24 protein-coding genes are annotated in these 25,964 nt (G+C 71.6%); 11 read left to right on the top strand and 13 right to left on the bottom strand.

The genetic code is table 11. The annotated features are described in order from the left end of the window. Positions 1-335 precede the first annotated feature (335 nt). The 3 genes from AC0VYM_RS18325 to metH all read right to left on the bottom strand — a co-directional run bounded on the left by AC0VYM_RS18325 (position 336) and on the right by metH (position 5,344). Positions 336-836, bottom strand: coding sequence for a cellulose synthase (locus AC0VYM_RS18325; protein ID WP_475453785.1), 501 nt, complete (start codon positions 834-836; stop codon positions 336-338). A 227-nt stretch (positions 837-1,063) separates the two neighbouring features. Further along, positions 1,064-1,777 carry an HAD family hydrolase gene (locus AC0VYM_RS18330; RefSeq protein ID WP_475453787.1) on the bottom strand — a complete coding sequence of 238 codons (714 nt, stop codon included), beginning with the start codon at positions 1,775-1,777 and terminating at the stop codon, positions 1,064-1,066. A 93-nt stretch (positions 1,778-1,870) separates the two neighbouring features. Further along, positions 1,871-5,344, bottom strand: a complete 3,474-nt coding sequence (gene metH / locus AC0VYM_RS18335) for a methionine synthase (protein ID WP_475453790.1) — start codon at positions 5,342-5,344, stop codon at positions 1,871-1,873. A gap of 299 nt (positions 5,345-5,643) precedes the next feature. Between metH and AC0VYM_RS18340 the strand changes: the two genes are divergently transcribed. After that, positions 5,644-6,483: a PAC2 family protein gene (locus AC0VYM_RS18340; RefSeq protein ID WP_475453792.1), complete on the top strand. Its 840-nt coding sequence runs from the start codon at positions 5,644-5,646 to the stop codon at positions 6,481-6,483. Between the two features lie 233 nt (positions 6,484-6,716). Then, a complete protein-coding gene (locus AC0VYM_RS18345) occupies positions 6,717-7,913 on the top strand; it encodes a glycosyltransferase family 4 protein (protein ID WP_475453795.1) in 1,197 nt (398 codons plus the stop codon). Positions 7,914-7,958: 45 nt separating this feature from the next. Here the strand turns inward: AC0VYM_RS18345 and AC0VYM_RS18350 are convergent, their stop codons facing one another. Both AC0VYM_RS18350 and AC0VYM_RS18355 read right to left on the bottom strand, forming a co-directional pair. Continuing rightward, complete coding sequence (locus AC0VYM_RS18350; RefSeq protein WP_475453798.1) at positions 7,959-8,384, bottom strand: ABATE domain-containing protein; 426 nt, start codon at positions 8,382-8,384, stop codon at positions 7,959-7,961. Between the two features lie 138 nt (positions 8,385-8,522). After that, complete coding sequence (locus AC0VYM_RS18355; protein ID WP_475453800.1) at positions 8,523-9,743, bottom strand: hypothetical protein; 1,221 nt, start codon at positions 9,741-9,743, stop codon at positions 8,523-8,525. 104 nt (positions 9,744-9,847) lie between these two features. On the opposite strand from AC0VYM_RS18355, the gene AC0VYM_RS18360 reads away from it, so the two are divergent. After that, positions 9,848-10,396, top strand: coding sequence for a nitroreductase family deazaflavin-dependent oxidoreductase (locus AC0VYM_RS18360; RefSeq protein WP_475453803.1), 549 nt, complete (start codon positions 9,848-9,850; stop codon positions 10,394-10,396). A gap of 63 nt (positions 10,397-10,459) precedes the next feature. On the opposite strand, the gene mshC is transcribed toward AC0VYM_RS18360, so the two are convergent. From mshC to AC0VYM_RS18375, 3 genes are all read right to left on the bottom strand, one after another. After that, positions 10,460-11,683 carry a cysteine--1-D-myo-inosityl 2-amino-2-deoxy-alpha-D-glucopyranoside ligase gene (gene mshC / locus AC0VYM_RS18365; protein WP_475453806.1) on the bottom strand — a complete coding sequence of 408 codons (1,224 nt, stop codon included), beginning with the start codon at positions 11,681-11,683 and terminating at the stop codon, positions 10,460-10,462. Positions 11,684-11,774: 91 nt separating this feature from the next. Next, complete coding sequence (locus AC0VYM_RS18370) at positions 11,775-11,963, bottom strand: hypothetical protein (protein WP_475453808.1); 189 nt, start codon at positions 11,961-11,963, stop codon at positions 11,775-11,777. 196 nt (positions 11,964-12,159) lie between these two features. Further along, complete coding sequence (locus tag AC0VYM_RS18375; RefSeq protein ID WP_475453811.1) at positions 12,160-12,462, bottom strand: hypothetical protein; 303 nt, start codon at positions 12,460-12,462, stop codon at positions 12,160-12,162. A gap of 200 nt (positions 12,463-12,662) precedes the next feature. Here AC0VYM_RS18375 and AC0VYM_RS18380 point away from each other — a divergent pair, with 200 nt between their 5' ends. After that, on the top strand, positions 12,663-13,475 hold the full coding sequence (locus AC0VYM_RS18380; RefSeq protein ID WP_475453813.1) for a glycoside hydrolase family 16 protein: 813 nt from the start codon (positions 12,663-12,665) through the stop codon (positions 13,473-13,475). Positions 13,476-13,791: 316 nt separating this feature from the next. Beyond that, positions 13,792-13,923: a hypothetical protein gene (locus tag AC0VYM_RS18385; RefSeq protein WP_475453816.1), complete on the top strand. Its 132-nt coding sequence runs from the start codon at positions 13,792-13,794 to the stop codon at positions 13,921-13,923. A 71-nt stretch (positions 13,924-13,994) separates the two neighbouring features. Here AC0VYM_RS18385 and AC0VYM_RS18390 read toward each other — a convergent pair whose 3' ends face one another. Further along, entirely contained in the window at positions 13,995-14,777 is a 783-nt protein-coding gene (locus AC0VYM_RS18390) for an NRDE family protein (protein WP_475463102.1), read from the bottom strand. Between the two features lie 307 nt (positions 14,778-15,084). On the opposite strand from AC0VYM_RS18390, the gene AC0VYM_RS18395 reads away from it, so the two are divergent. The 4 genes from AC0VYM_RS18395 (at position 15,085) to AC0VYM_RS18410 (ending at position 20,521) form a co-directional block, all read left to right on the top strand. After that, positions 15,085-17,502: an HAD-IC family P-type ATPase gene (locus tag AC0VYM_RS18395; protein WP_475463104.1), complete on the top strand. Its 2,418-nt coding sequence runs from the start codon at positions 15,085-15,087 to the stop codon at positions 17,500-17,502. Positions 17,503-17,607: 105 nt separating this feature from the next. After that, positions 17,608-18,195, top strand: coding sequence for an NUDIX domain-containing protein (locus AC0VYM_RS18400; RefSeq protein ID WP_475453818.1), 588 nt, complete (start codon positions 17,608-17,610; stop codon positions 18,193-18,195). 41 nt (positions 18,196-18,236) lie between these two features. Beyond that, on the top strand, positions 18,237-18,599 hold the full coding sequence (locus AC0VYM_RS18405) for an ArsR/SmtB family transcription factor (protein WP_475453820.1): 363 nt from the start codon (positions 18,237-18,239) through the stop codon (positions 18,597-18,599). Continuing rightward, entirely contained in the window at positions 18,596-20,521 is a 1,926-nt protein-coding gene (locus AC0VYM_RS18410; protein ID WP_475453823.1) for a heavy metal translocating P-type ATPase, read from the top strand. The genes AC0VYM_RS18405 and AC0VYM_RS18410 overlap by 4 nt, the downstream gene beginning before the upstream one ends. Before the next feature lie 34 nt (positions 20,522-20,555). Here AC0VYM_RS18410 and AC0VYM_RS18415 read toward each other — a convergent pair whose 3' ends face one another. Next, positions 20,556-21,035, bottom strand: a complete 480-nt coding sequence (locus AC0VYM_RS18415; RefSeq protein ID WP_475453826.1) for a GNAT family N-acetyltransferase — start codon at positions 21,033-21,035, stop codon at positions 20,556-20,558. A 92-nt stretch (positions 21,036-21,127) separates the two neighbouring features. On the opposite strand from AC0VYM_RS18415, the gene AC0VYM_RS18420 reads away from it, so the two are divergent. Further along, on the top strand, positions 21,128-21,616 hold the full coding sequence (locus AC0VYM_RS18420) for a nucleoside deaminase (protein ID WP_475453829.1): 489 nt from the start codon (positions 21,128-21,130) through the stop codon (positions 21,614-21,616). Positions 21,617-21,721: 105 nt separating this feature from the next. Here AC0VYM_RS18420 and AC0VYM_RS18425 read toward each other — a convergent pair whose 3' ends face one another. Then, on the bottom strand, positions 21,722-22,048 hold the full coding sequence (locus AC0VYM_RS18425; RefSeq protein WP_475453832.1) for a nuclear transport factor 2 family protein: 327 nt from the start codon (positions 22,046-22,048) through the stop codon (positions 21,722-21,724). A 181-nt stretch (positions 22,049-22,229) separates the two neighbouring features. Here AC0VYM_RS18425 and AC0VYM_RS18430 point away from each other — a divergent pair, with 181 nt between their 5' ends. Then, complete coding sequence (locus tag AC0VYM_RS18430; RefSeq protein WP_475453835.1) at positions 22,230-22,931, top strand: potassium channel family protein; 702 nt, start codon at positions 22,230-22,232, stop codon at positions 22,929-22,931. An 8-nt stretch (positions 22,932-22,939) separates the two neighbouring features. Here AC0VYM_RS18430 and AC0VYM_RS18435 read toward each other — a convergent pair whose 3' ends face one another. Together AC0VYM_RS18435 and lnt are read right to left on the bottom strand one after the other, a co-directional pair. Next, the gene (locus AC0VYM_RS18435; protein WP_475453837.1) at positions 22,940-23,536 is read right to left on the bottom strand and encodes an FxsA family protein; all 597 of its coding nucleotides are present in this window, start codon (positions 23,534-23,536) and stop codon (positions 22,940-22,942) included. 163 nt (positions 23,537-23,699) lie between these two features. Next, positions 23,700-25,343 (bottom strand): apolipoprotein N-acyltransferase, encoded by a 1,644-nt coding sequence (lnt, locus tag AC0VYM_RS18440; protein WP_475453839.1) that lies wholly within the window; start codon positions 25,341-25,343, stop codon positions 23,700-23,702. Between the last annotated feature and the right edge of the window lie 621 nt (positions 25,344-25,964).

Raw genomic sequence — 25,964 nt, forward strand, 5'->3', positions numbered from 1 at the left:
GTAGCCAAAACGTAACAAACGCTAACAAACAACCCACATGACGACTAAAGCCCACAAACCACGCAAAGCACGTATTCATCGGACGACCAGGGCTGAGCTGGCACAAGACCGGAACGCGCCCCCGCCAACGATACGGTCAAAACCGCGCGAACCATCCCGATCCATAGGTTCTATGGCAAGTGCTATGAAACTGTGAGTACCCGCTAGATTCCTCAACGTGAAGCAGGCCACTCAGGGGTGCGCTCCGCGCCACAACCCCCGGTGCCGCACCCCGAGCGCGGACGAGGGCGGCCCCGCATTCGCGGGACCGCCCTCGTCGTCGGAGAAGGTGTCGGCTACTCGATGCCGCGCTTGCGCAGCAGCGCCTCGATGTCGTCGAAGTCGTCGTCGGCGGCGGGCGCCTTGGTCTGCTTCGGGGCGTTGACCTGGCCCGCGGGTGTCGGCGCGGCCCCGGCCGCGGGGGCTCCCCCGTCCTCCGTCCTGGCCCGCGCCTTGTCCTCGGGACGCGCACCGGGCCTGACCCCGATGCCCCTGGACTTCATGAACCCCGATACCACGTACAGGACCACCATCAGCACGGCGAGGCCGAGGCCGACCCACGACTGGAGTTTGAAGGCCATCGTCAGCAGGATGCCCAGCACGCCGAGGACGAACTGCAACACCACGTCCATCAGCAGCAGGAGGCCCGCGATCACGGGCAACAGCGACCAGGCGACGCCGCGCAGGCCGTAGGCCGCGCCCTTCCTCCGCCACACGAAGTAGGAGATGACGAAACCGACCGCCGTCAGGGCCGCCCCCAGCCCCATACCGACGTTCTCACTCAAAGTCTCAGGCATGCGACCAGTCTCCCATCCCGCGTCCGAACGCACATCCGGCCGATCCCCTAGGGCGTGTGTCCGCCGAACACCCCGGGCGCGCCCGGCCGGAGACGGCGGTCGGGGGCCGTGCGGCCCGCTCCCCCGCCCCACGCTACCCACCCGCGGGCAGGTCACCAAGGGACCGGGCGCGTGCGGGGCGGATGACGCGTGGGACAACGGGAACGAGGAGGACCGGCGGTCCGCGCTCAGGCGCCGGAGACCAGCGACTCCAGCCACTCCAGGTCGACGCCGACCAGGCTGTCCCGGAAGACCACGCCGTCACGGGGCTCGATCTCCACGTGGTTGGGGATCGCGACGGTGACGCACCCGGCGTCGGCGGCGGAGGCCACCCCCACCACCGAGTCCTCCACCGCGACGCAGCGCGCGGGGTCCACGCCGAGGCGGCGCGCGGCCCTCAGGTACGGGTCGGGGTGGGGCTTGTTCGCGTCCACCTCGTCACCGGCGACCGAGTCCGCGAAGCTCTCCAGGCCGATGCCGCCGATGGCCGTCTCGATCAGGGTGCGTTCGGTGGAGGTCACCAGGACCGCCGGGACCCCGGCCTCGGCCAGCATGGTCACCAGTTCCTTGGCGCCGGGGCGCAGCTCGGCCCCGCCCTCCAGCTTGGCGCGGAAGCGGTCGTAGAGCAGGTCCGCCACCTGGCGCGGGGTGAGGTGGTCGGCCCCGGTCAGCTCGATGATGTAACGGCCCACCGGCTCGGCGGCGTTGCCCACGTTGGCCGCGTGGTCGACCTCGGTCCACTCGCCGCCCAGTTCGGCGACCAGCTCGGCCTCGGCCTCACCCCACAGGTGCTCGCTCTCGATGAGGGTGCCGTCCATGTCCAGCAGGACGGCCTGGAGACGGCGTTCCACCGGGGCGGCGGTCTCGGTCACTTCGGAACTCACTGTGCTCAATTCGCTCATCTCGACTCGTGGCGTGGTGGGTGGCCGGTGGTGCTGACCCATGGGGAGGGCCCCGCCGTGGTCCTTCGTCGGCGGGGCCCACACCTCAGCGGGTCAGACGTTGAAGTATGTCGCCTCCGGGTGATGGATGACGATCGCGTCGGTGGCCTGTTCCGGAACGAGCTGGAACTCCTCGGACAACGACACCCCCACCCGTTCGGGCTCCAGCAGCCGGACGATCTTGGCGCGGTCCTCCAGGTCCGGGCAGGCGCCGTACCCCAGCGAGAAGCGGGCGCCCCGGTACCCGAGCTTGAAGAAGGCGTCCAGCTCGGCGGGGTCCTCCCCCGCGAAGCCCAGCTCGGCGCGGACCCGGGTGTGCCAGTACTCGGCCAGGGCTTCGGTGAGCTGCACCGACAGCCCGTGCAGCTCCAGGTAGTCGCGGTAGGCGTTCTTCTCGAACAGCTCGGCGGTGGCCCGGCTGATCGCGGCCCCCACGGTCACGACCTGGAAGGAGACCACGTCCAGCTCCCCCGACTCCTTGGGCCGGAAGAAGTCGGACAGGCACAGGTGCCGGTCCCTGCGCTGGCGCGGGAACGTGAAGCGGGTGCGTTCGGTGGCTCCGTCGTCGTCCAGCACGACCAGGTCGTCACCCTCGCTGTAACAGGGGTAGTGGCCGTGCACGACCGCGGCCTCCAGCAGGCCCTCGGTCTGGATGCGGTCCAGCCACATCCGCATGCGCGGACGGCCCTCGGTCTCCACCAGCTCCTCGTAGGTGGGACCGTTGCCGCCACGGGAGGCCTTGAGCCCCCACTGCCCCATGAACGTGGCGCGTTCGTCGAGGAAGGCGGCGTAGTCGGCCAGCGGGATGCCCTTGCTGATCCGGTCGCCCCAGAACGGCGGGGTGGGTACCCGGTTGGTGGTGGAGACGTCGCTGCGGGCGGGCATCTCCTCGGGCTCGGTCACCTTGAGGGTGGCCCCGCGCCTGACCCGGCGCTGGCGCAGTTCGGGGAGCTTGGCTCCCTCCTCGCCGCGCTTGACGGCCATGAAGGTGTCCATCAGGCGCAGGCCCTCGAAGGCGTCCTTGGCGTAGCGCACCTCGCCGCCGAACATCTCGGCCAGGTCCTGCTCCACGTAGGAGCGGGTGAGCGCGGCACCGCCCAGGAGCACGGGGAACCGCTCGGAGAGGCCCCGGGAGTTCATCTCCTCCAGGTTCTCCTTCATGATCACCGTGGACTTGACCAGGAGACCTGACATGCCGATCACGTCGGCCCGCCGCTCCTCGGCCGCCTCCAGGATCGCCGACACCGGCTGCTTGATGCCGAGGTTGACCACCTCGTAGCCGTTGTTGGACAGGATGATGTCCACGAGGTTCTTGCCGATGTCGTGGACGTCGCCCTTGACGGTGGCGAGCACGATGCGGCCCTTGCCGTCGTCGTCGCTCTTCTCCATGTGCGGTTCGAGGTAGGCGACCGCCTTCTTCATGACCTCGGCGGACTTGAGGACGAAGGGCAGCTGCATCTGGCCGGAGCCGAACAGCTCACCGACCGTCTTCATCCCCTCCAGGAGGGTGTCGTTGACGATGATCAGCGCGGGGCGCTCGGTCAGGGCCTCGTCGAGGTCGGCCTCGATGCCGGTGAGCTCTCCGTCGATGATCCGGCGCTCCAGGCGCTCCCACAGCGGGAGGGCGGCCAGTTCCTCGGCGCGGGAGGCCTTCATCGCCTTCGCGTCGACCCCCTGGAACATGTCGATGAACTCCGACAGGGGGTCGTAGTCGCCCTCGCGCCGGTCGTAGACGAGGTCGAGCGCCACCTTGCGCTGATCCTCGGGGATCTGGTTGATCGGAACGATCTTGGAGGCGTGCACGATGGCCGAGTCCAGGCCCGCCTGGACGGCCTCGTGCAGGAACACGGAGTTGAGCACGATCCGCGCGGCCGGGTTGACGCCGAAGGACAGGTTGGACAGACCGAGGGTGGTCTGCACCTCCGGGTAGCGGGACTTGAGCTCGCGGATGGCGTTCAGGGTCTCGATGCCGTCGCGGCGGGTCTCCTCCTGCCCCGTGGTGATGGGGAAGGTGAGGCAGTCGATGACGATGTCGCCGGTCCTCAGCCCCCAGTCGCCGGTGATCTCGTCGATCAGGCGGCTGGCCACCCGGATCTTCCACTCGGCGGTGCGGGCCTGACCCTCCTCGTCGATGCACAGGCCGACCACGGCAGCGCCGTGCTCCTGGACCAGGCGCATGATGCGGGTGAACCGGGAGTCGGGCCCGTCGCCGTCCTCGTAGTTGACCGAGTTGACCACGGCGCGACCGCCGAGCGCCTCCAGCCCGGCCTCCAGGACGGGGGGCTCGGTGGAGTCGAGCATGAGCGGCAGGGTGGAGGCGGTCGCCAGGCGCGAGGCGAGTTCGCGCATGTCGCGCACGCCGTCGCGGCCCACGTAGTCGATGTTGAGGTCGAGCACGTGCGCGCCGTCGCGGATCTGGTCGCGGGCGATCTCCACGCAGGCGTCCCAGTCCTCGGCCAGCATGGCCTCGCGGAACTTCCTGGAGCCGTTGGCGTTGGTGCGCTCACCGACCGCCAGGTAGCTGGAGTCCTGGCGGAAGGGGACGCTCTGGTAGAGGGAGGACGCCGCGGCCTCGACCAGCGGTTTGCGGTTCTTCAGGCCCCGGCCCTGGACCCGTTCGACGACCTGGCGCAGGTGCTCGGGGGTGGTGCCGCAGCAACCGCCGACGAGGCTGAGCCCGAACTCGGAGGTGAAGGTGTCGTGGGCGTCGGCCAGCTCCCCCGGGGAGAGGTTGTAGACCGCGCCGTGGGGGCCCAGCTCGGGCAGGCCCGCGTTGGGCATGACGGAGATCGGGATGGGCGAGTGGTGCGACAGGTAGCGCAGGTGCTCGCTCATCTCGGCGGGCCCGGTGGAGCAGTTGAGGCCGATCACGTCGATGTCGAGCGGGGCCAGGGAGGTCAGGGCGGCACCGATCTCCGAGCCCATGAGCATGGTGCCGTTGGTCTCGATGCTGACCTGGGCAATGATCGGCACGTCCCGGCCCAGGGACGCGCGGGCGCGCTTGGCGCCGACCACGGCGGCCTTGACCTGGAGCAGGTCCTGGCAGGTCTCGATGAGGATGGCGTCGGAGCCACCGTCGATCAGCCCGTGCGCGGTCCGCTCGTAGTAGTCGCGCAGGAACGTGTAGGGCGCGTGGCCCAGGGTGGGCAGCCGGGTTCCGGGTCCCACCGAGCCCAGGACGTAGCGGGGCTGGTCGGGAGTGGCGTAGGCGTCGGCGGTCTCGCGGGCGATGCGCGCCCCGGCCTCCGCGATCTCGTAGGTGCGGTCCTCGATGCCGTACTCGTAGAGGCCGCCGTAGTTCGCGGAGAAGGTGTTGGTCTCCACGCAGTCGGAGCCGACCTCGAAGAAGGCGGCGTGGGTGTCCCGCACGATGTCGGGGCGGGTGAGGTTGAGGATGTCGTTGAGGCCCTCGTGGCCCTCGAACTGGTCGAGGTCGAGATCGTGCGCCTGCAACATGGTGCCCATCGCCCCGTCCGCCACGATCACTCGCTGGGACAGTGCTTCACGGAACGTCCGTCGATCTCTCATGTTCAACAACTCTAGTCTCGGGGCACCGCGGGGACCCAGCTCGATCCCGGTGATGCTTGGCACGGGGACCTGCGGTGCCGGGTCGACCCGCGACGCGGGGCGGTGCGGGTTCGGCGTCCGGGGACAGCGGTGTCCCGGTCAGTCGCTGGTCGCGAGGGTACCTCATGGGCGTTTCGCCACGTGAGACAGGCGTCCCAAAGTTGCGCCCGAGGCCAACGTTGACGGTCTCCGTCGACGGTTTCTCGCTCGGCTCGGCACCCCATAGGGTGGTGTGGTCCGTCTTCAGGAAGGGGCCGCCCATGATCCCGCTCGACCGCGAGCTCGTCGAGCCTGTCATGGTGGCGGCGTTCGAGGGATGGAACGACGCCGGTGAGGCCGCGAGCCTCGCGGTGGCGCACCTGTCCGAGCACTGGAACGCCACCGAGCTGTGCGCTCTGGCCCCGGACGACTACTACGACTTCCAGGTCACACGGCCGAGGATGACGGTGACCGAGGGCAAGCTCACCGAGATGGAGTGGCCCACCACCCGTGTGCGGGTGGTCCGCCCCCCGGGGGCGCGCCGCGACGTCGTCCTGGTCAGCGGTCCCGAACCGAACATGCGCTGGCGCTCCTACACGGCGGACCTGCTGGCCATCGCCCGTGAGCTGGGGGTCCGGCGCGCCGTGGTCCTGGGCTCGCTGCTGGCCGACGCCCCGCACACCCGCCCCATCCCGGTCACGGGGATGTGCTCCCCGGTGGAGCTGGGCGCCAGGTTCGGGCTGGAGGCGGCCACCTACTCCGGTCCGACCGGGATCGTGGGGGCCGTGCACGAGGCGTTCAGTGCCGTGGGCGTGGAGACGGTGTCGCTGTGGGCGGCCATCCCGCACTACGTGGCGCAGCCGCCCTGCCCGAAGGCGACCCTGGCGCTCCTGGGCTGGGTCCAGGACTTCGTGGAGGCCGAGGTCCCCCTGGGCGACCTGCCCGAGGAGTCCGTGTCCTGGGAGGCCGGGGTGAACGATCTCACCGCCGAGGACGAGGACATCGCCTCCTACGTGCGCGGGCTGGAGGAGGCCAAGGACACGGTGGACCTCCCCGAGGCGACGGGAGACGCCATCGCCCAGGAGTTCGAGCGCTACCTTCGCCGCCGCGACGACGGCTGAGAAGGCCGGGAACCTCCGCTGACCGGGACTGAGGTCCCGGTTTTCTGTTACCTCATCTTTAGGCCATTATGGATACCTTGCGGACAATGGCTCGCGGATCGGGGGAACTGGGCCAGGTTCCCGAAGCGCGCGGTACGGGGGTACGCGCACCTCGGGACCGCGCGGGGCGCCATCCTCCGAGGCCTGGGACAAGTGCCCGTCCCGACCGCGCGGGGTGGGGTCTGGGGCAACTTGTGAGGATCGCATTCGTCATCGCCAACGGCTACGCCATGGGTGGCACGGTCAGGACCGTGCACAACCTGGCACGGGGGCTGTCGGCGCGCCACGAGGTGGAGATCGTCAGTCTGGTCCGCAAGCGGCGCAAGCCGTTCTTCACACCCGACGCGAACGTCGACCTCGTTCCTCTGAGCGACGAGACCGACGAGTCGCGGGTCAGACTCCCCCGACAACGGGTCCTGGATCATTGGTATCGGAAGGCCGAACAGATCATTCCGGAGCCCGAACGGCGCCGGAACAAGAACTTCACGCCGGAGGCGGTCACCGGTCTGCGCCGCTACCTGCGCACCACCAAGGCCGACGTGGTGATCGGGACCCGCCCCGGGATCAACCTCCTCCTTGCGGAGTGGGCGCCGCCGCGCGTCCTGACCATCGGTCAGGAACACCTCAACCTGGGCGAGCACAACCCCAAGGTGCGCAAGGCGATCAGCAAGGTGTACCCGCAGCTCGGCGGCCTGAGCGTACTCACCGAGTCCGACCGGACCGCCTACCAGGAGCTGCTCCGTTCCAGTGACGCCTGGCTGACCGCGCTGCCCAACGCGCTGGAGCCGGGTGAACCGCCCCGGTCCACCCTGGAGGCGCCGATCATCGCGGCCGCCGGGCGGTTCTCCCCGGTCAAGCAGTACCCGCTGCTGGTGGAGGCGTTCTCGCACGTGGTGGCGGAGCACCCGGAGTGGCGGCTGCACATCCACGGCGGCGGGGACCGGGACGAGGAACTGCGCGAGACGGTGCGGCGCCTCGGCCTGGAGGACAACGTGGGCCTCATGGGCCGGACCACCGACATGCTCGGTGAGCTGTCCAAGGCCTCACTGCTGGCGGTCAGCTCGCGCGTGGAGGGGTTCGGGATGACCATCATCGAGGCCTTCTCCGTGGGGGTGCCCGTGGTGAGCTTCGACTGCCCGCACGGTCCCAGGGAGATCATCGACGACGGCCGCAACGGCCTGCTGGTGCCGCCGCAGGACACCGAGGCCCTGGGTGCCGCGCTCAACCGCCTGGTGTCGGACCGGGAGGAGCGCCACCGCATGGGCGCCGAGGCGCTCGCCTCCGCCGCCGACTACGGGCTGGAGGACGTAACCACCCAGTGGGAGGCCTTCCTGGAGCGGCGTCTGGCCGAGCGGCCGCGCAGGGGTCCGCTGGCCTCGCTGTTCGGCTGAGCCCGGAGGGGCCGCCCCGCCCGTGAGCGGTCGGGGCGGCCGGGTTCACAGGCGCAGGCGGCGCCACTCGCCCGTGGCGAGGACCGCGGCCCACGCCCCGGCGACGCGGGCCAGGCCACGGCGGACCTCGTCGACGACGGCGGGGGCCAGCGGGGACTCGGCCTGCTCGGCGGGCTCCAGCCGCACGGTGACGCGCAGCCCGTCCAGGACCTTCTGGGCGCGGCCGAGGGCCTCGGGGTCCGGGGCGTTCTCCTGGTCGAGCAGGGCGCGGATACCGTCGCGCAGCGTGATGGCCTCGTCGAGGTCGGCCAGGGTGATGGGGATGGCGCCCTCGGTGACGAGTCGGTGCTCCCTCAGGAACCGGGCCAGGTCGGCGCGGTCGGTGAGGCGGCCGCCGGTCGAGACGAAGTCAGCGATGAGCTCCGCGGCGGCGCTGGGCCGGGTGGGGGTACTGGTCGTGGTCGTGGTCATGGGCGCCATCCCATCACGCCCCACTCCGCGTTGGTGGCGATTCCGCGATGTCGTGGCCACAGGTGGTCACCACCGTCACCACCGAACCAGACACTGGCGAACAAGTCACCCATCGGTGCCCCATGCGGACCCCGATCATCAGGGGGTGGCGGCCAGGGCCGCCAGGGCCTCGCGGTCCGTGGGGAGGCCGAGGCTCCGGAGGACGAGGGCCGGATTCGCGGCACCCGTGCCCCAGAGTCGGTCGTTGTCGACCACCGCGCCGAGGTAGGCGCGCTGGAGCCCGGTGGGGTTCCCGACCCCGGACGCGGTGGCCCCCTCCTCGATCCCGAGGGCGAGGCGGAGCAGACCGCGCAGGTCGGCCTCGCACGTGAACGGACCGGCCATCGCCGCCAACGCGCGGAACACGGGCAGCAGGTCGGCGGCGTCCTCGGGCCCGGAACGGCTCACCAGGGCGGCGACCAGCGCGAACCGGACCTGACCGGAGAAGTATCCGGGGCGGTCCTGGAACCAGGCGTCGGCGGCGGCCGGGTCGACGAGGGCCGCGCGGAGCTCCCCGAGTGCCACGGAGTCACCCGCCAGCCCCTCCGACAGGGCCGCGCAGGCGCGTATCGCCTGGTCGGGGTGGGTGAGGAAGGCGGAAGTGTCCCGGCCACCCTCCACCAGGGCCAGGACGATCGCCGCCCCCTCGTCCCGGTTCTCCGCGAGGTCCGCGGCGCCCGACAGGTCCACCGGCGCGTCGACCAGTCGGCTCAGGGCGCCGCTGGTCGTCACCGCCCGCTGGCGGACCCGGCCGTCCGCGTGCGTGAGCAGCGGCCGCACCGCCCCGAGCAGCGCCGGCGCGGCTCGACGCAGGTCACGCAGGGCCGCCTGGAACACCGAGTCCAGGAGCGGGTCCTCCCAGATCTCCTCGTCGCCCTCCGCGTCGCCGTCGGCCATCCCGGACAGGAGGGCGTCGAGCTCGCCCCGCCGCTCCCCCGGGTCGGCCGCCCCGTCCAGGTCGGAGAGCGAGCGGTCGGCGGACAGCTCCGCGACCGCGCGGGCCGTGTCGGCCAGGAATCCGAGCAGGTGCAGGCGCAGCGGTTCGGCGGGGGAGCCCGCGGCGAACGGGTCCCCCACCGGCAGGTCGGACACCGGGTCCGTCAGCAGACCGGCGACGAACAGAGCGGCGGGCGGGGTGGCCGGGTAGACGGTCCCCTGGTGCAGGATGGCACTGTTCAGGTAGCCCAGCGCCTGCTCCCGGACCTCCTCCTTCTCGGACAGCAGCCCGGCGAGGAACTCCGGTGCGTCGGTGGCCGGACCATAGGCGTGGAAGGTCCTCGACCAGTCGGTCGAGTGGAGGATCTCAGCTCTGGTGTCCATGGCCGCATCATGGCAGCGGGCACCGACCGTTGGCGTGGCGTCCCGGCCTCCGCCCCGCGCGGCTCACTACACTCGGGCGCTGGAACCCAGCTCAGGAGGCCTCGATGACGTTCGCCCAACCCCCGCGCGACCCGCTCGGGCGCGCACTGTACCGCGCTCCGATCTGGATCTACCGGCTGGGCCTGGGACCGCTCCTGGGCGGGCGCTTCGTCCTGCTCACCCACCGGGGGCGTTCCACGGGCGAGGCACGGCAGGCGGTGCTGGAGGTGCTGGGCCGCAACGACGACACGGGGGCCGTGCTCGTGGCGTCCGGGTACGGGGACCGGTCCCAGTGGTTCCGCAACGTCCGCGCGGAACCCCGCGTGCTGTTCCAGATCGGCAACCGGCGTCGGCGGGGTGTGGCCGAACCGCTCCCCGCACGGGAGTCCGGTCAGGTGCTCGCCCACTACGCGCAGGAGCACCCGGTCGCGGCGACCGAGCTGATGCGGGGACTCGGCCACGACGTGGCCGACGGACTCGACGACTTCGAGCGGATCGGGGCCGACCCCGTGAACGGGGTCCCCGTGGTGCGGCTGCTCCCCGACGCGGAGACCGTCCGCTTCCCCGACTTCACCGCCCCCACCGGGCCGGGGATACCCCAGCCCAGGGCCTGAGACCGGGCTCCGTGCCCGTCCCTGACGAACCGGACGGGAACGGGCACGGAGGTGTGGGGATACCTAGAGCCGGACACCCAGCAGGGTGTCCACGGTGGTGCGCACCAGGCCGGGGGCCGAGGTGTCGGGGCCGCCCTCGGTCAGCGCGGCGCTCGCCCAGGCGTCCACCGCCGAGAGCGCGGACGGGGAGTCCAGGTCCTCGGCGAGCGCGGCGCGCACGGCGGCCAGTACCGGGGCCGCGTCCGGGCCCGCGCCCAGGGCCACCGCCGCGCGCCAGCGCTCGGCGCGCTCGGTGGCGGCGGGCAGCTCGGCGTCGGTCCACTCCCACGGCGCGCGGTAGTGGTGGGAGAGCATGGCCAGCCGGATGACAGCCGGGTCCACCCCCTCCTCGCGCAGCTTGGACACGAAGACCAGGTTGCCCAGCGACTTGGACATCTTCTCGCCGTTCAGACCGACCATGCCCACGTGCAGGTGGTTGTGGGCGTTGGGCTGACCGGTGGCACAGCGGGTCTCGGCCGCGCCCATCTCGTGGTGGGGGAAGATGAGGTCGCTGCCGCCGCCGTTGATGTCGAACGAGGGGCCGAGCCGGTCCAGGGCGATGGCGCTGCACTCGATGTGCCAGCCGGGGCGGCCGCGACCGAGGGGACTGTCCCAGGCGGGCTCGCCGGGGCGCTCGGCGCGCCACAGCAGCCAGTCGAGGGGGTCCTTCTTGTCCGCGCGCTCGGGGTCGCCGCCCCGCTGGCCGAAGAGGCCGAGCATCTCCTCGCGGCTGAGGTTGCTGATCTCACCGAACTTCGACGCGGCCTCGACCGAGAAGTAGAGGTCGCCGTCCACCTCGTAGGCGGCGCCGCTCTCGCGGATACGGACGGCGAGGTCGCTGATGAGGTCGACGGACTCCACGACGCCCACGTACGACGTGGGCGGGATGATCGACAGGGCGGCCATGTCGTCACGGAAGACGTCGATCTCCCGGTGGGCGAGGTCGCGCCAGTCGACGCCGGTGGCCTCGGCCCGCTCCAGGAGGGGGTCGTCGATGTCGGTGGTGTTCTGGACGTAGTTGACGTCGTGCCCGGCGTCCCGCCACACCCGGTTGACCAGATCGAAGGTCAGGTAGGTGAAGGCGTGCCCCAGATGGGCGGCGTCGTAGGGGGTGATGCCGCAGGCGTACATACCCGCGGTGGATCCCGGCGCGGTCGTCCTTATCCGTCCGGTGGCGGTGTCGTGGATACGGAGAGGGCCGCCGGAACCCGGCAGGGGGACGATGTCAGGCGCAGACCATGAACGCATACCGGGAAGCCTATCCGCACGTGCACGCGACAAACGCACAGATAGCGGGTGGCGTGGAAGGTGATGATCCCCCCAGGTGCGGCGGGAATAGTCACCGCTCCTGAGGGGCGGCGAAGATCCGGACCCGTCCGATGAGCAGGACGCTGAACACCGCGGTCACGGCGCAGATCGCCGCCAGGAGTTCGTTGCCCAGACGCCAGTGCAGGAGGGCGCCGCTGAAGGAGACGACGTAGAGCAGCCAGTACGCTCCGGATTCGATGAGGTTGCCGTTTCGGCCCATGGTGGTGCCCCCTGCTGTGTACGCGTGCGTTCCACGCGTGTCCGACGGCGAGTGCGCCGTCTCTCAGAGAGACGCCGCGATCACGCAGGGGGTTTACGCATTCCTTAGGTCGTGGCTCACGCGGCGGTGTGCCCTCGGCCTCGCCGTCCGCCCTGGTCAGACCGGGGTCGGCCGAAGGCGCACGACGCACCGGTGATCACGGGTGGGCGGCCAGCTGGAGGTCGAGGAGGTCCAGGTCGTCGGCGCCCGGGAAGGCCGGGTCGTCCATGACGGCGCGCAGGCGGCGGCGGACCGGCCCGGCCTCGGCCCGGCGGGTGACCGGCTCGGCGGCCAGGCGCCCCCGCGCCGAGACCGTCCCGGTCGGCGTGCGGAGGGTCCAACCGGTGTGGTCGGCGGACGTCAGCAGCCCGACGGTGCCGTCCTCCTTCACCCGGACCCACTGCCCCACCAGGTCGGCGGGGTCGAACAGGGGCGCGGGGACGGCGTGGGCGCTCAGCATGGTGGATTCCTCGGTGGATCGTCGAACTCTTTCCTGGGGTAGACGGTCCACCACGGCGCCTATGACGCGCTTTCGGAAAACTTCCGAGAAAACCCCGCTTGTACATCCGGGTTACTAAACGTAAAGTAACTTTTCAACACCAATGGTCACAGGGCGACCACACTGGGTGCACCCTGTGGCGTTTCCCCCCGGAGTAGCCCATGCACCGCGCCCTGTTCATGGCGGTCATCACCGCCGCGGCCCTGCTCTCCCCCGCCACCGCCACCGCCACCACCGCCGAGTCCGACATGCGGGCCACACTCGTGTGGTCCGACGAGTTCGACGGACCCGCCGGAGGCGCCCCCAACCCCGCGAACTGGAACCACGAGACCGGTGACCACGGCTGGGGCAACAACGAGCTCCAGAACTACACGTCCAGCCGGGCCAACTCGGCCCTGGACGGTAACGGCCACCTCGTCATCACGGCCCGCCAGGAGGCGGACGGCAGCTACACCTCGGCCCGGATGACCACCCAGAACAAGGTGCAGCCCCAGTACGGTCGGGTGGAGGCCCGCATCCAGATCCCGCGCGGGCAGGGCATCTGGCCCGCCTTCTGGATGCTGGGCTCGAACTTCCCGAACACACCGTGGCCGGACTCGGGCGAGATCGACATCATGGAGAACATCGGCCGCGAACCCCACCTGGTGCACGGCAGTCTCCACGGCCCGGGCTACTTCGGCGGCAGCCCGCTCACCGGTTCCTACATGCACCCGCAGGGCTGGTCGTTCGCGGACACCTTCCACACGTTCGCGGTGGACTGGAGGCCGGGGTCGATCACCTGGTCGGTGAACGGGATCGCCTACCAGACCTACACGGCCGCGGACACCCGGGGGAACCCGTGGGTGTTCGACCAGCCGTTCTTCATGATCCTCAACGTGGCGGTGGGCGGTGACTGGCCCGGCTACCCGGACGGAACGACCCAGCTCCCCCAGGAGATGCGCGTGGACTACGTCCGCGTGTACTCGCTGGACTAGGTCGTGTTTTTTGGATCATTCCGCGCTCGCGACCACCAGGCTGCCTCTCGCTGCGCCGATGAAGCTCGGACAGCCAAACCCGGGCGGGCCCCCGCTGTGCGACACTGCGGAGCTTGCGTAGCAGCGCACAGTAGGGGCAGCTTCGCTCCACGGCTTGCGAGAGATTGCCGGGCCCCCGCTGTGCGAGGCTGCGGAGCTTGCGTAGCAGCGCACAGTAGGGGCGACGGCCGCTCGCATCGATGGCGGCTCCGCCGCCACCGGCGAAAGCATCCAAAAACACTCCCTAGAGCGACCGGGCGCACGGCAGAATGACGCCATGAACCCGACCGATCCCGGCCCCTTCGCCCCCGGTGACGCGGAGCGCTTCCGCTCCAACGCCCTCATCGCCCTGACCGCCTTCGTCTCGGTGACGCTCCTCGCGGTCCTGGCGTTCCTCCTGACGGCCTGACACACGGCTCCACGCGTGAGGCCCCGCTCCCAGAGCGGGGCCTCACCCCGTGTCGGCCCGGGCCCCTGCCCCTAGAGGTCGATCATCTTCCAGGGTTCGGGGGCGGCGGGGGTGTCGGTGAAGGCGTAGCGCACCGTGTCGCGGTCCAGGGCGATGAGGGTGACGGAACCGGTGGCCCACACCCGGCCTTCGCCCAGGTCCGCGTGGGCGATCAGGCCCGTGGGGTCGCCCCCGGGGGTGGTGCCCGCCGAGCGGGGCCGCTCGTGTGCCGCCCTGCCGATGAGGGCGGGCCACTCCCCCCAGATCCCCTCCGGAGTGTCGACCTTCGCCAGGTCCGGGTCCGGGCGGGTCCGGGCGAACTCCGGAGTGTGCCGGGCGGCCCGGGGGTCGGCGGGGTCCAGGCCCGTGTTGACCAGTGTGGTCACGCCCCGGGGAAGGGAACGGATGTCCAGACACCGCCCGTCCCAGCTGTACAGGGTCGCGCTGTGCGCGTCGGCGTCGAGCAGGTGGAAGGGCGCGTAGCGGGTGGGGTCCTCACCCGCGAGGGGGTCGCGGTTCTGGGTGGTCAACGCCTTGAGCGGCAGGTCGCCCCGGCTGGCGGGGTAGGTGCCCTCCCACGGCATCGTGCCGTCCCACGGCCACCCGTTGAGCAGGGCTGCCATCCGTCGCTTCTGGGGGTCCACGGCGAGCCAGGTCCCTCCGGCGAGCTGGTCGCGGCCGCCGACCAGGTTCGGCAGGTCGGGCCAGTGCGGCGCGGGCCAGGCCCAGGGGCGTGAGCGCATCTCGTCCCTGAGCGCGGTGACGACCAGCGGTGTCCTGGCGTCCGGATCGAAACCGACGATCACCGTGCACATCTCGTTGTCTCCCACGCGTTCGGGTCCCTTGCCAAGGACTCTACGACGCGAACCCCCATGGGCGCCCGCCGGGGACACGATCCCTGGTCAGGGTGGTGCTGGCCCCAGGGTGAAGAGTCACGCGGGCCCTACGGCGCCGCCGGGGCGTGCACTTCTACTCTGGGGGCTCCCTAGTCTTGTGTGCGTTGACGCCGGGGCCCGTGAGCGGGGGTTTCACCGCTCCCGTCCCCTTCGCCCTCCCAGCCAGGAGTCCTCCGTGTCCGAAGAAACCGACCGGTCCCAGCGGGGCCCGATCCCGACCGAGCCCGTGTCGGCCCGGTCCGTACTCCTGGGGCCGCCCCCGGAGCGGGGGTTGTCGCGGGAGGAGGTCGCCGAACGTGTCGCGGGCGGGCGGACCAACGACGTCCCCGTCCGGGCGAGTCGCAGCGTCGGACAGATCATCCGGGGGAACGTCTTCACCCGCATCAACGCGATGATCGCGGTGCTCTTCTCGATCATCGCCGTCATCGGACCGGTCCAGGACGGGTTGTTCGCGATGGTCATCGTGATCAACACGCTGATCGGGATCGTCCAGGAGCTGCGCGCCAAGCGCACCCTGGACCGGCTCGCGATCGTCAACGCCGCGCGTCCCCGGGTGGTGCGCGACGGCTCCACGGTGCGGGTCGCGACCCAGGAGATCGTCCTGGACGAGGTCCTGGAGGTCGGGGTCGGTGACCAGGTGGTGGTCGACGGCGTCGTGACCTGGGCCGGAGGGCTGGAGGTCGACGAGTCGCTGCTGACGGGCGAGGCCGACCCGGTGCTCAAGCAGGCCGGTGACACGGTGATGTCGGGCAGCTTCGTGGTGGCCGGGGCCGGGCGTTTCCGGGCGACGAAGGTGGGACGGCACGCGTACGCGGCGCGGCTGGCCGAGGAGGCGAGCCGGTTCTCGCTGGTGCGGTCGGAGCTCAGGTCGGGGATCAACACGATCCTCACCTGGATCACCTACGCCCTGTTCCCGATCGGTGCGCTGCTCGTCTACAGCCAGCTGTTCATGAACGGGCAGGTCGCGTTGGACCAGCCGGTGTCCGGGGGGATCTCGGGGCCGCTGGCGGACGCCCTGCGCGGCATGGTGGCGGCTCTGGTGTCGATGATCCCCGAGGGGCTCATCCTCCTGACCAGCATCGCGTTCGCGGTGGGGGTGATCCGCCTGGGACGCCACCACTGCCTCGTGCAGGAACTGCCCGCGATCGAGGGCCTGGCGCGGGTGGACGTGGTGTGCACGGACAAGACCGGCACGCTGACCGAGGTCGGTATGAGGCTGGCCGAGATCCGTGACCTGGGTGGCGCGGACTCCCCGACCCCTGTGCTGGCCGCGCTGGCCGCGAGCGACCCGGACCCGAACCCGAGCATGGCCGCGATCGCCGAGGGGTGCGCGGCCGGCGGGCATGAGGCCCCGGACTGGACCGTGACCGCGCTGGCGCCCTTCTCCTCCGCGCGCAAGTGGAGCGGCGCGAGCCTGCTGACTCCCGCGGGTGAGGGGCACTGGGTGATCGGCGCCGCCGACGTCCTGGCCGACCCCAGCTCCCCCGCCGCCGAGGAGGCCGCCCGTCTGGGTGCCCAGGGCCTGCGGGTGCTGTTGCTGGCGCGGGCCTCGGTCCGGGTGGACGACGAGTTCGCCCCGGGGACGGTGGAGCCGGTGTCCCTGGTGGTGCTGGACCAGCGGGTGCGTGAGGACGCCGGGCCGACCCTGGACTACTTCGCGCACCAGGGGGTGGACGTCAAGATCGTCTCCGGCGACCACGCCGCCTCGGTGGGAGCGGTCGGTCGTGAGCTGGGCCTGCCCGGCGCGGACCGCCCGGTGGACGCGCGGGATCTGCCCCGGGGGCCCGAGGAGTTGGCGCGGGACGTCGAGCGCCACTCGGCGTTCGGCCGGGTGACCCCCGAGCGCAAGCGCGACATGGTGCGCGGGCTCCGCGACGGGGGCCACACGGTGGCGATGACGGGTGACGGCGTCAACGACGTGCTCGCCCTGAAGGAGGCCGACATCGGCGTGGCGATGGGCTCGGGCAGCCCGGCCTCGCGGTCGGTCGCGCAGCTGGTCCTGTTGGACAACCGCTTCGCGGTGCTGCCCCGGGTGGTGGCCGAGGGCCGCCGGGTGATCGGCAACATCGAGCGGGTGGCCAGCCTGTTCCTCACCAAGACCGTGTACACGATGACGCTGGCGATCATCGTGGGCCTGCTGGCGGTCGCGTACCCGTTCTTCCCCCGGCACGCCACGCTGATCAACGCGGTCACCTTCGGCATCCCGTCGTTCTTCCTGGCCCTGGCGCCCAACACCGACATCGCCCGGCCGGGGTTCGTCCTGCGCACGCTGCGGCTGGCGATCCCCTCGGGGATGGTGGCGGGTCTGGCCGCGGTGACGACCTACCTGCTGGTGCTCGGCGGGCGCACGGTCCCGGACCCGGCGGACCGCACGGCGGTGGTCATCACGCTGTGCGCGACGACCCTGTGGGTGCTCCTGTTGGTGGCCAAACCGTACGTGTGGTGGAAGGTGGCGATGGTCGGGTCCATGGTGGGCCTCCTGACCCTGGCCATGGTGACGCCGTGGGGCCGTTGGTTCTTCGACCTCGACGTGAGCGACCCGACCAAGGTCCTGACCGGACTGGCCGTGGCGGGGGTGGCGATCGTGGTGATCACGGTGATCCGGCTCGTGGACGACCGGATGACGGCCCGGGCGGACGCCTAGCGGGTTCGGGTACCACCTCGGGGCCGACCAGCGTGGGAACTGTTCACGGCCGGTGCCGAGCCGGGATCCTGGGGGCGCCACGTGTCTGGATCGACAGGAGCCACATTGAGCATCCCGAACACGCACATCCGCGCCGTGCTGGACGGCTATCTGGAGCGCTTCCCCAAGGAAGTCGACGCGGCCGACCCCCTGGTGCGGGCCCTGGACGGTGGGCACGAGCTCTCCTCGCCCAAGGAGTTCCGGGGGCACGTGACCGCGGGGGCCGTGGTGCTCGACCCGTGTTGGCGGGTGCTGATGGTCCGCGAGGGCGACCGGGGCCCCTGGCTCCTGCCGGGCGGCCACCTGACCGACGGGGACGGCGCCCTGGACGAGGCGTCGCTGAGCCGTCTGACGGAGGCGACCGGTCTGTCCCCGGACCAGGTCGAGTCGGCCCGGACGGGGTCGGACACGCACGCGCTCCCGCTGGACCTGGACGTCCGCGGTGTCCCGGAGGACGAGGACCGGGGAGAGCCGGAGCACGTGCACTTCGACTTCCTGTACCTGTACCGGGCGACGGCCGCGACGGTGCCCGCGCGGGGCGGCGACTCCGACGCGCTCGCCTGGCGTCCCCACACGGACGTGCCCTCAGCGAGGTTGGCGGCGAAGATCTCCCAGACGCTGGCCGCTTCGAGAACGGTGGCCCAGCGCGCCTGACCCGGTGTTGATTCATCGCCAAAACTGAATATGATCGTTGCATGACGATGAATGAAGGTGTGGAGGGGGCCTGCGCGGACTCCGGACTGGACGCGGCCGAGGCCCTCTTCCACAGTCTCTCCGACGGGACCCGGCTGGCGATCGTGCGTCGCCTGGCGCAGGGTGAGGCACGTGTGACCGACCTCGTGGACCAGCTGGGCCTGGCCCAGTCCACGGTCTCCAAGCACGTGTCGTGCCTGCGCGACTGCGGCCTGGTCGAGGGGCGCCCCCAGGGGCGCCAGGTCTTCTACTCGCTCAGCCGCCCCGAACTGATCACCCTGCTCGCGGCGGCCGAGACCCTCCTCGCGGCGACCGGGAACGCGGTCGCCCTGTGCCCCACCTACGGAACCGACGGCGTCCGGTGAGCGACACCTGCTGCGGCGACGCCCCGCCCGCGCGGTCCACCGACCCGGCGGAGCCCACCCGGCTCGGGCAGGTCACCGAGATCCGCTTCGCCGCCGTCGCCGCGCCCCTGCTGCTCGCCGGGTACGCGGCGGGATGGTGGGGCGCCCCCGAGTCCCTTTCCCTCCTGCTGAAGTCCGCCGCCCTCGCGGTCGCGGCCTGGACCTTCGTCCCCTCCACCGTGCGCCGCCTGTCAGGTCCGGGCCCGTTCCGGGACCGGATCGGCGTGGGCACCCTGATGACCCTGGCCGCCGCCGGTGCCGTGGCTTTGGGCGAGGTCGGTGAGGCGGCGATGCTGGCCGTGCTCTTCACCGTCGCCGAAGGGCTGGAGGGGTACGCCGTCGCGCGCACCCGGCGCGGCCTGCGCGCCCTGCTGGACCTGGTGCCCGCGCGGGCGACCGTGCTGCGCGACGGGGTCGAGCACACCGTCTCCCCCGACCGGCTCCGCCCCGGGCAGACCCTCGTGCTGCGACCGGGCGAACGGTTGGCCACCGACGGCGTCATCGCCGTCGGGCACACCAGCCTGGACACCTCGGCCATCACCGGGGAGTCCGTGCCCGTGGAGGTGGGGCCGGGCGAGGCCGTGTACGCGGGCTCGGTCAACGGCACCGGTCCGCTGGAGGTCACGGTGACCGCCGGGGCCGAGGACAACTCCCTGGCTCGCGTGGTGCGCGTCGTGGAGGCCGAGCAGGCCCGCAAGGGTCAGGGCCAACGGTTGGCCGACCGGGTCGCCCGCCCCCTGGTTCCCGGGGTGATGGTCGCGGCCGCGCTGGTGGCGGCGGTCGGATCGCTCCTGGGCGACCCCCTGACCTGGATCGAACGGGCGCTGGTCGTGCTGGTGGCAGCCTCTCCCTGCGCGCTGGCGATCTCCGTTCCGGTGACCGTGGTGGCCGCCGTCGGCGCGGCCTCACGTCAGGGCGCACTGGTCAAGGGCGGCGCGGCGCTGGAGGCGATGGGCGGCGTCCGGGTGGTCGCCCTGGACAAGACCGGGACCCTCACCCGGAACGCGCCCGCCGTCATGGAGGTGGTGCCCGCTCCCGGGCGCGCCCGGGAGCGCGTCCTGGCCCTGGCCTCGGCGCTGGAGGCGCGCAGCGAACACCCGCTCGCCCGAGCGGTGCTGGCCGCCCACCCCTCACCCCCTCCGGCCGAGGACGTCCTCGCGGTACCCGGCCACGGGCTGACCGGCCGGGTGGAGGGCGCGGAGGTACGTCTGGGCCGTCCCGGCTGGGTCTCCCCGGGGCCCGTCCGGGGCGAGGTCGAGCGGCTGCTGGAGGCCGGGGCCACCGTGGTCCTGGTGGAGGTGGACGGCGACGTGGCGGGCGCGCTCGCGGTCCGCGACGAACCCCGCCCCGAGGCCGCCGAGGTGGTCGCGGAACTGCGCCGTTCCGGGCACCGCGTGGCCGTGCTGACCGGTGACCACCCCGTCACGGCCCGGGCGCTGGCCGTCGAGGTCGGGATCGCCCCCGAGGAGGTGCACGCCGGGCTGCTGCCCGAGGACAAGGCCCGGGTGGTCGGTGAGCTGCGCGCCGGGGGCCCCGTGGCCATGGTCGGTGACGGGGTCAACGACGCCCCGGCCCTGGCCTGCGCCGACCTGGGCGTGGCCATGGGCGCGATGGGCGCCGACGTGGCCGTGGAGACCGCGGACGTCGCCCTGATGGGTGAGGACCTGCACCACCTCCCGGCGGTCCTGGCCCACGCCCGCCGCTGCCGGACCATCATGTGGCAGAGCGTCGGGCTGTCACTGGCGATCATCGTCGGTCTGGTGCCACTGGCGCTGTTCGGTGTCCTGGGACTGGCGGCGGTGGTCCTGGTACACGAACTGGCCGAGGTGGTGGTGATCGCCAACGGTCTGCGCGCGGGGCGCCGCACGGCCCTCCGGCGGTGAGCCCGTCGTCCACGGTGATCGGGGGACTCCCGGGTCACAGACTCCGGTAGTAGTGCACCACCGGTGAGGCCACGAACCCGGCCTTCTCGTAGACGGCGCGTGCCGGGGCGTGGGCGTCGTCGCCGCCGGTCCTGATCACGGCCACCGCCATGCCCTCCTCCCGGATGCGCTCCACGGCGAACTCCGTGAGCGCCGTGCCGGTGCCCCGCCCCTGCTGCTGGGGGTCGACCCCCAGCAGGTGGACCAGTCCGGTGCCGCCCTCCCGGTCGAGCCGGACGGTGACGAACCCGGCCACGCGGTCGGTGACGGCCACCCACGCGTCCGCCTCCGCCGAGTCCAGGTCCTCCCGGACGTCGCGGGCGTGCGTCCGGCGCCAGTCCCCGTGGAGCCGCCGGTGCAACCTCGGGCCCAGGGTCCGTTCCAGCGCTGCGTAGCCGGGCTCCCAGGCACGCAGGGCGAGGCCGACCACCGTGTCGCGGTCGCCGGGTTCGTAGGGCCGGATCCTGATCTCCATGGGTCGCAGCGTAGCCACGCGCCCCGGAGGCGACCAGGGGTTTTCCCGGCGCGCGGTACGGTGGCGCCGAACCCGGAGCGAAGGAGCCCATGATGGTGGACGAGACCGACCTGCGTCACCTGCGTCGCGCGGTGGACCTGGCCGAGGCGGCTCTGGACCGGGGTGACGAGCCGTTCGGTTCGGTGCTGGTGGGCGCGGACGGCGCGGTGCTGTTCGAGGACCACAACCACGTGGCCGGGGGCGACTCCACCCAGCACCCGGAGTTCGCGATCGCCCGCTGGGCCGCCGGGCACCTGCCCCCCGCCGAGCGCGCCGAGGCCACCGTCTACACCTCGGGTGAGCACTGCCCGATGTGCTCCGCCGCCCACGCCTGGGTGGGGCTGGGGCGCATCGTGTACGCGAGTTCGGCGGAGCAGTTGGGCTCCTGGCTGGCGGAGTGGGGTGTCCCGGCCGGTCCGGTGCGGGCGCTGTCCGTGAACGAGGTGGCTCCCGGTATCCCGGTGGAGGGTCCGGTGGGGTCCCTCAGCGTGGAGGTGCGCGGTCTGCACGCGCGCCTCCACGGACGCGTCGCGGAGCGCTGAACCCGGACTCGCACCCACCGCGTGATCGAACGTGATCGAAACGATCAGTGCTGGTGGGCCACGCGTCCCGTCGTCCGGTCGACCCCCGTGCTGCGCCGGAACGGATCAGCCCTCCCTGATGGTCATCCGGGCGATCCGGTCCCCCTCGACGCGGAAGGCGAAGGAACTCAGCCCGTTGGCGTGCCGCGACCTCCAGTCACCGACCACCGTGACCCCGTCCGGGGTGGTTTCGGCCGAGCGCACGTCCAGCACGCCGCGGGCCCCGATGAACTCCACGTCGCTCCACCCCTTGATGGCCTCGCGCCCCCGGAACTCCCGTCCCCAGTCGTCCACCACCCCGTCCGGGGTGAAGGCGTCCAGGAAGCCCCGCTCGTCGTGGTCGTTGACCCGGTCGACGAACGACGCGACCGGCTCGGGGATGCTCACGCTCATGGTGCTCCTCCGGCTCGTGCGGACCCTGGTGGCCCCACTCCCTGAGGATGCTCGCAGCCCGCTGGTCTAACGCGTGTCGACGGCGCTCCAAGGTCGGGCAAACACCTCCCGCGCCTCACACGGTCCCGCCCGCGGCCGGGCTAGCCTCCCGGCGAGCGGTAGCGTACGGGAAGGGGCCGGTATGCGTGGTCGACCGGGGCTCTCACACCCCCTGGCGGCGTTCCTGGCCGCATCGGCGCTGCTGCACTTCGCGTATCCGCTGACGCTGCGCGGACAGCTGTGGGAGATGCTGTACACCCTGCTGTATCCGGCGGTGGTCTTCCTGGGCGTGCGCGTTGTCCTGCCCGAGGGCCGACGCCTGGTCCCCGTGGCCGTGCTCTCCGTGGTCTTCCTGGTGTCCGGGTTCTGGTCGGCCCTGCACCCCGAGGTCCCCACCGCGCGTCTCGGGCTGTTCTGCGCCGTCGTGCTGTTCCAGGGCTACCTGATCCTGAAGCTGCTCGCGTTCGTGTTCACCTACCGGCGGCGGCACCAGCGTGAGCAGGGCCCGCAGCTGATCCTGGCGGCGATCTGCGCCTACCTGCTGCTGGGCGGAGTGTTCGCGGCGCTGTTCGGCATCGTGGAGGCCCTGTGGCCCGGTGGCTTCGAGGACTCCCTCGCCCCGGGGACACCGGTGGACTGGCAGGACCTCACCTATCTGAGCTTCGTCACCCTGGTCACGCTCGGCTACGGCGACCTCGTGCCGGTCACCCCGTGGGCGCGCTCGCTGGCCACCGGCGAGGCGGTGGCGGGGACCCTGTTCCTGACCACGGTGATCGCCCGCATCGTGGGTGCCTACGTGTCGGTCTCCCAGTCCGGGCCGGAACCCGGGTCCGAACGCGGGTGACCGGGGTCTCAGTTCCGGTCGTCGTCCTCGGGTTCGAACTGGCCCTGGATGACGCGGCCCCGGTTGGGGGTGGACCGGTCCCCGGTCTCCGCGCCCCGCGAGCCTCCGGGAGCGGTGCCGAACGGGTTCGCGGGCCCACCGGAACCGGCGGGTCCGCCGGGGCCGAAGGGGGCCTGGTTCGGGATGGTGGCGCCACGCGCGGAGAACTCCTCGTTCACGCGTTCCTGCATCTTCCTCATCCGGCGGGCCGCCCAACCGGCGAACGCCCACCGCAGGGCGGGCCGCGTGACCGGGGTGGCCAGCAGCAGACCGACGGCGGCGGTGAGGAACCCCGGGATGACCAGCAGGATGCCGCCGGCCATGAGCATCAACGGGTCGAGCAGGCCCTTGCGGGGCTGCTCCCCGGTGCGCATGGCCTCGTCGGCCTCCTGGACGACCTCGCGGAAGGCCCGGCCCGTGTGCCGCAGCACGGCCACGCCGAGGATCATCAGCGAGACCAGCGCGGCCAGCGTCCACGGCACGCCGATCTGTCCGCCGACCCAGATCATCAGGCCCACCTCAAGGAAGGGCAGTGCCATCAGCGCCAGCACCATCAGCAGCGGCATCGCGAATCATCCTCAGTGTCGTGGACCGGAGTCGGGTTCTCCCCTTGACGGGGAAAACGTACCCGTGACGTGAATGGTTCCCGGTCCGGGAACTCCCACCCGCGGCGGACGTCCCGGTTCCGACCCCCGCGACGGGGACCGCTCCCCCGGCCGGTGGGCGGGTTCAGGTCCGGGACCTGCGGGAGACGACGACCGAGGCGACCACCGCGGCCAGGCCGAGCGCGGCCATCAGGGCCTCCGGGACCGCGCCCAGCCGGGTGGCCACCGTGGTGCCCTCCATGGCGGTGAGCTCCGCGACGTTGACGTCGCGCACCGCTTCGGGCGACTCGTAGGCGATCCCGCCGTCCGGCTCGACGACGGCGCTGACCCCGCTGGTGGAGACCACCACGGCCGGGCGTCCGTGCTCGACGGCGCGCAGCTGGGTGATGGCCAGCTGCTGGTGCGACTGCCCGGTGAAGTTGTAGTTGGCGTTGTTGGTGGGGATCACGATGATCCCCCCGCCCGCCGCCACGGACTCGCGCACCGGCGGGTCGAAGGCCACGTCGAAGCAGATGCCCACGGCCAGCGTGGTGCCGCCGATGTCCAGGGCCCCTGGTTCGGTGCCCGGGACGGCGTCGGAGCTGACCTGGCCCAGACGGGAGACGAACCGGGTGAAGAAGTCGCGGTAGGGGACGTACTCGCCGAACGGGACCAGGTAGCGCTTGTCGTAGGCGTCGCCCGGGCCGGTCTCGGGGTCCCACACCAGGCTCTGCACAGAGCGCGTGCCGTCGTCGTTGAACCGGCTGAGCCCCCAGAGGAGGGGCGCGTCCACCTCCTGGGCGGCCTCGTCGATGGTCCGCGCCGCCTCGGGGTCCCGGAAGGGGTCGATGTCGCTGGCGTTCTCCGGCAGGAGCACGAGGTCGGGTTGGGGGTACTCGCCCGCCCGGACCGACTCGGCCAGTTCCGCTACGCCGTCGGCGTGGTTCTGGAGCACCTGGGCGCGCTCTCCGAGGATGGAGATCTCACCGACGTTGGGCACGTTGCCCTGGACCATGCCGACCGTGACGGTCTCCACCGGGGTGGGACGGCTGATCGCGGGGGCCACGAGACCGCCCAGGACGATCGCGGCGCTGGCGGCCAGGCCGAGGGCCGGGAGGAGCACACGCGCGCGGCCTCGGGCCGTCACGGCGCGCAGCAGGGTCCACACCAGCATGGCGCCGGTCAGGGCGACGGCGAAGGAGACGAGCGGGGAGGACCCCAGGGCCGCGTACCCCACGAAGGGCGTGTCCGGCTGCGCGAAGGCGAGCTTGCCCCAGGGGAAGCCCCCGAGCGGCCAGCGGGCGCGTACGGCCTCCTGGGCCACCCACAGGGCGGCGGTCCACACGGGCCAGTAGGGCAGTCTCGCCACCAGTGACAGGCCCATGGCCATGGGAAGGAAGTAGGCGCTCTCGGCCGCGGCGATGCCCAGCCACACGTCGACGCCGAAGATGCCCTGCCAGTGGACCAGCGGCACCATGAGCGTGGCGCCGGACAGGGCGCCCAGCCAGGCGGCGCGGCGCACGCGGGTCCCGCACACGGAGAGGAGGAGGAGTGCGGCGCTGACCGGGCCCAGCCACCAGAGGCCGTACGGCGGGAGCGCGAAGAGCTGGGCCAGGCCCGCACCCACTGCGGCCAGGGTCCTCAGGAGGAGGTCGAGGCGTCCCCAGCGGTGCCCCGGGGCCAGGGGGGACCACGTCGTGGCCCGCGCCTCGGACTCCGGCGCCGTGATGCTCGGCGAGGGTCTTTCGGGGTTCGGAGCTGCCTCCGGCCCCTTCTGCTCGGCAACCACGTGGGATGCTCGCTTTCCGCTGGATTCTGAGGGTCCTGGCGGTCAGCATATTGGGGGGACGCGGAAAAGGCCCGAGCCACCCTTCGGACCGGCTCCGTCCCGTCGGCGGCGAGCTCGGAAGACCGTTGTCTACTGGATGTTCGGGCCTTTTCCGGGTCCAACCCCCCGCCCGGTCGCGGTACTCCGCCCCTCACCCGATCCCAGCTGCACCTGGCGCGTGATGCAGCGTCCAATCGGACGAGTGGGGGCCGCACAACCGGTCCGTCCAGTGCTGGACTGGTCGTTAGGTTACCCAGACTCCCCGACCCCTTGTCTCAACCCGGGCGCCGTGTCGTGGCTACCGGCCCAAGTGCTGGGAGGGGAGAGCGTGATGAACCGTGCGCCAGGCTAACGCACCTGAGCCGCACACGCCAGCTGGCCAAGGGTGGTTTGCGCGTGACCGCAATCGGATCGAAATCAAATCCGCTCTGGACATTTTGATCGCGATCATGTCTGATGTGATCAAGAAACCGACCTGTTTCGATCAACTTCGAACATCGGGCCCGGTGAAGGGGCATCTGAGGGGTCCACGGCCCCGCGGTTCCCCACCATCGGATACGCCACACCACCGAGCCAACGCGG

It is taken from the genome of Nocardiopsis sp. iso_237 (genome assembly GCF_056173345.1).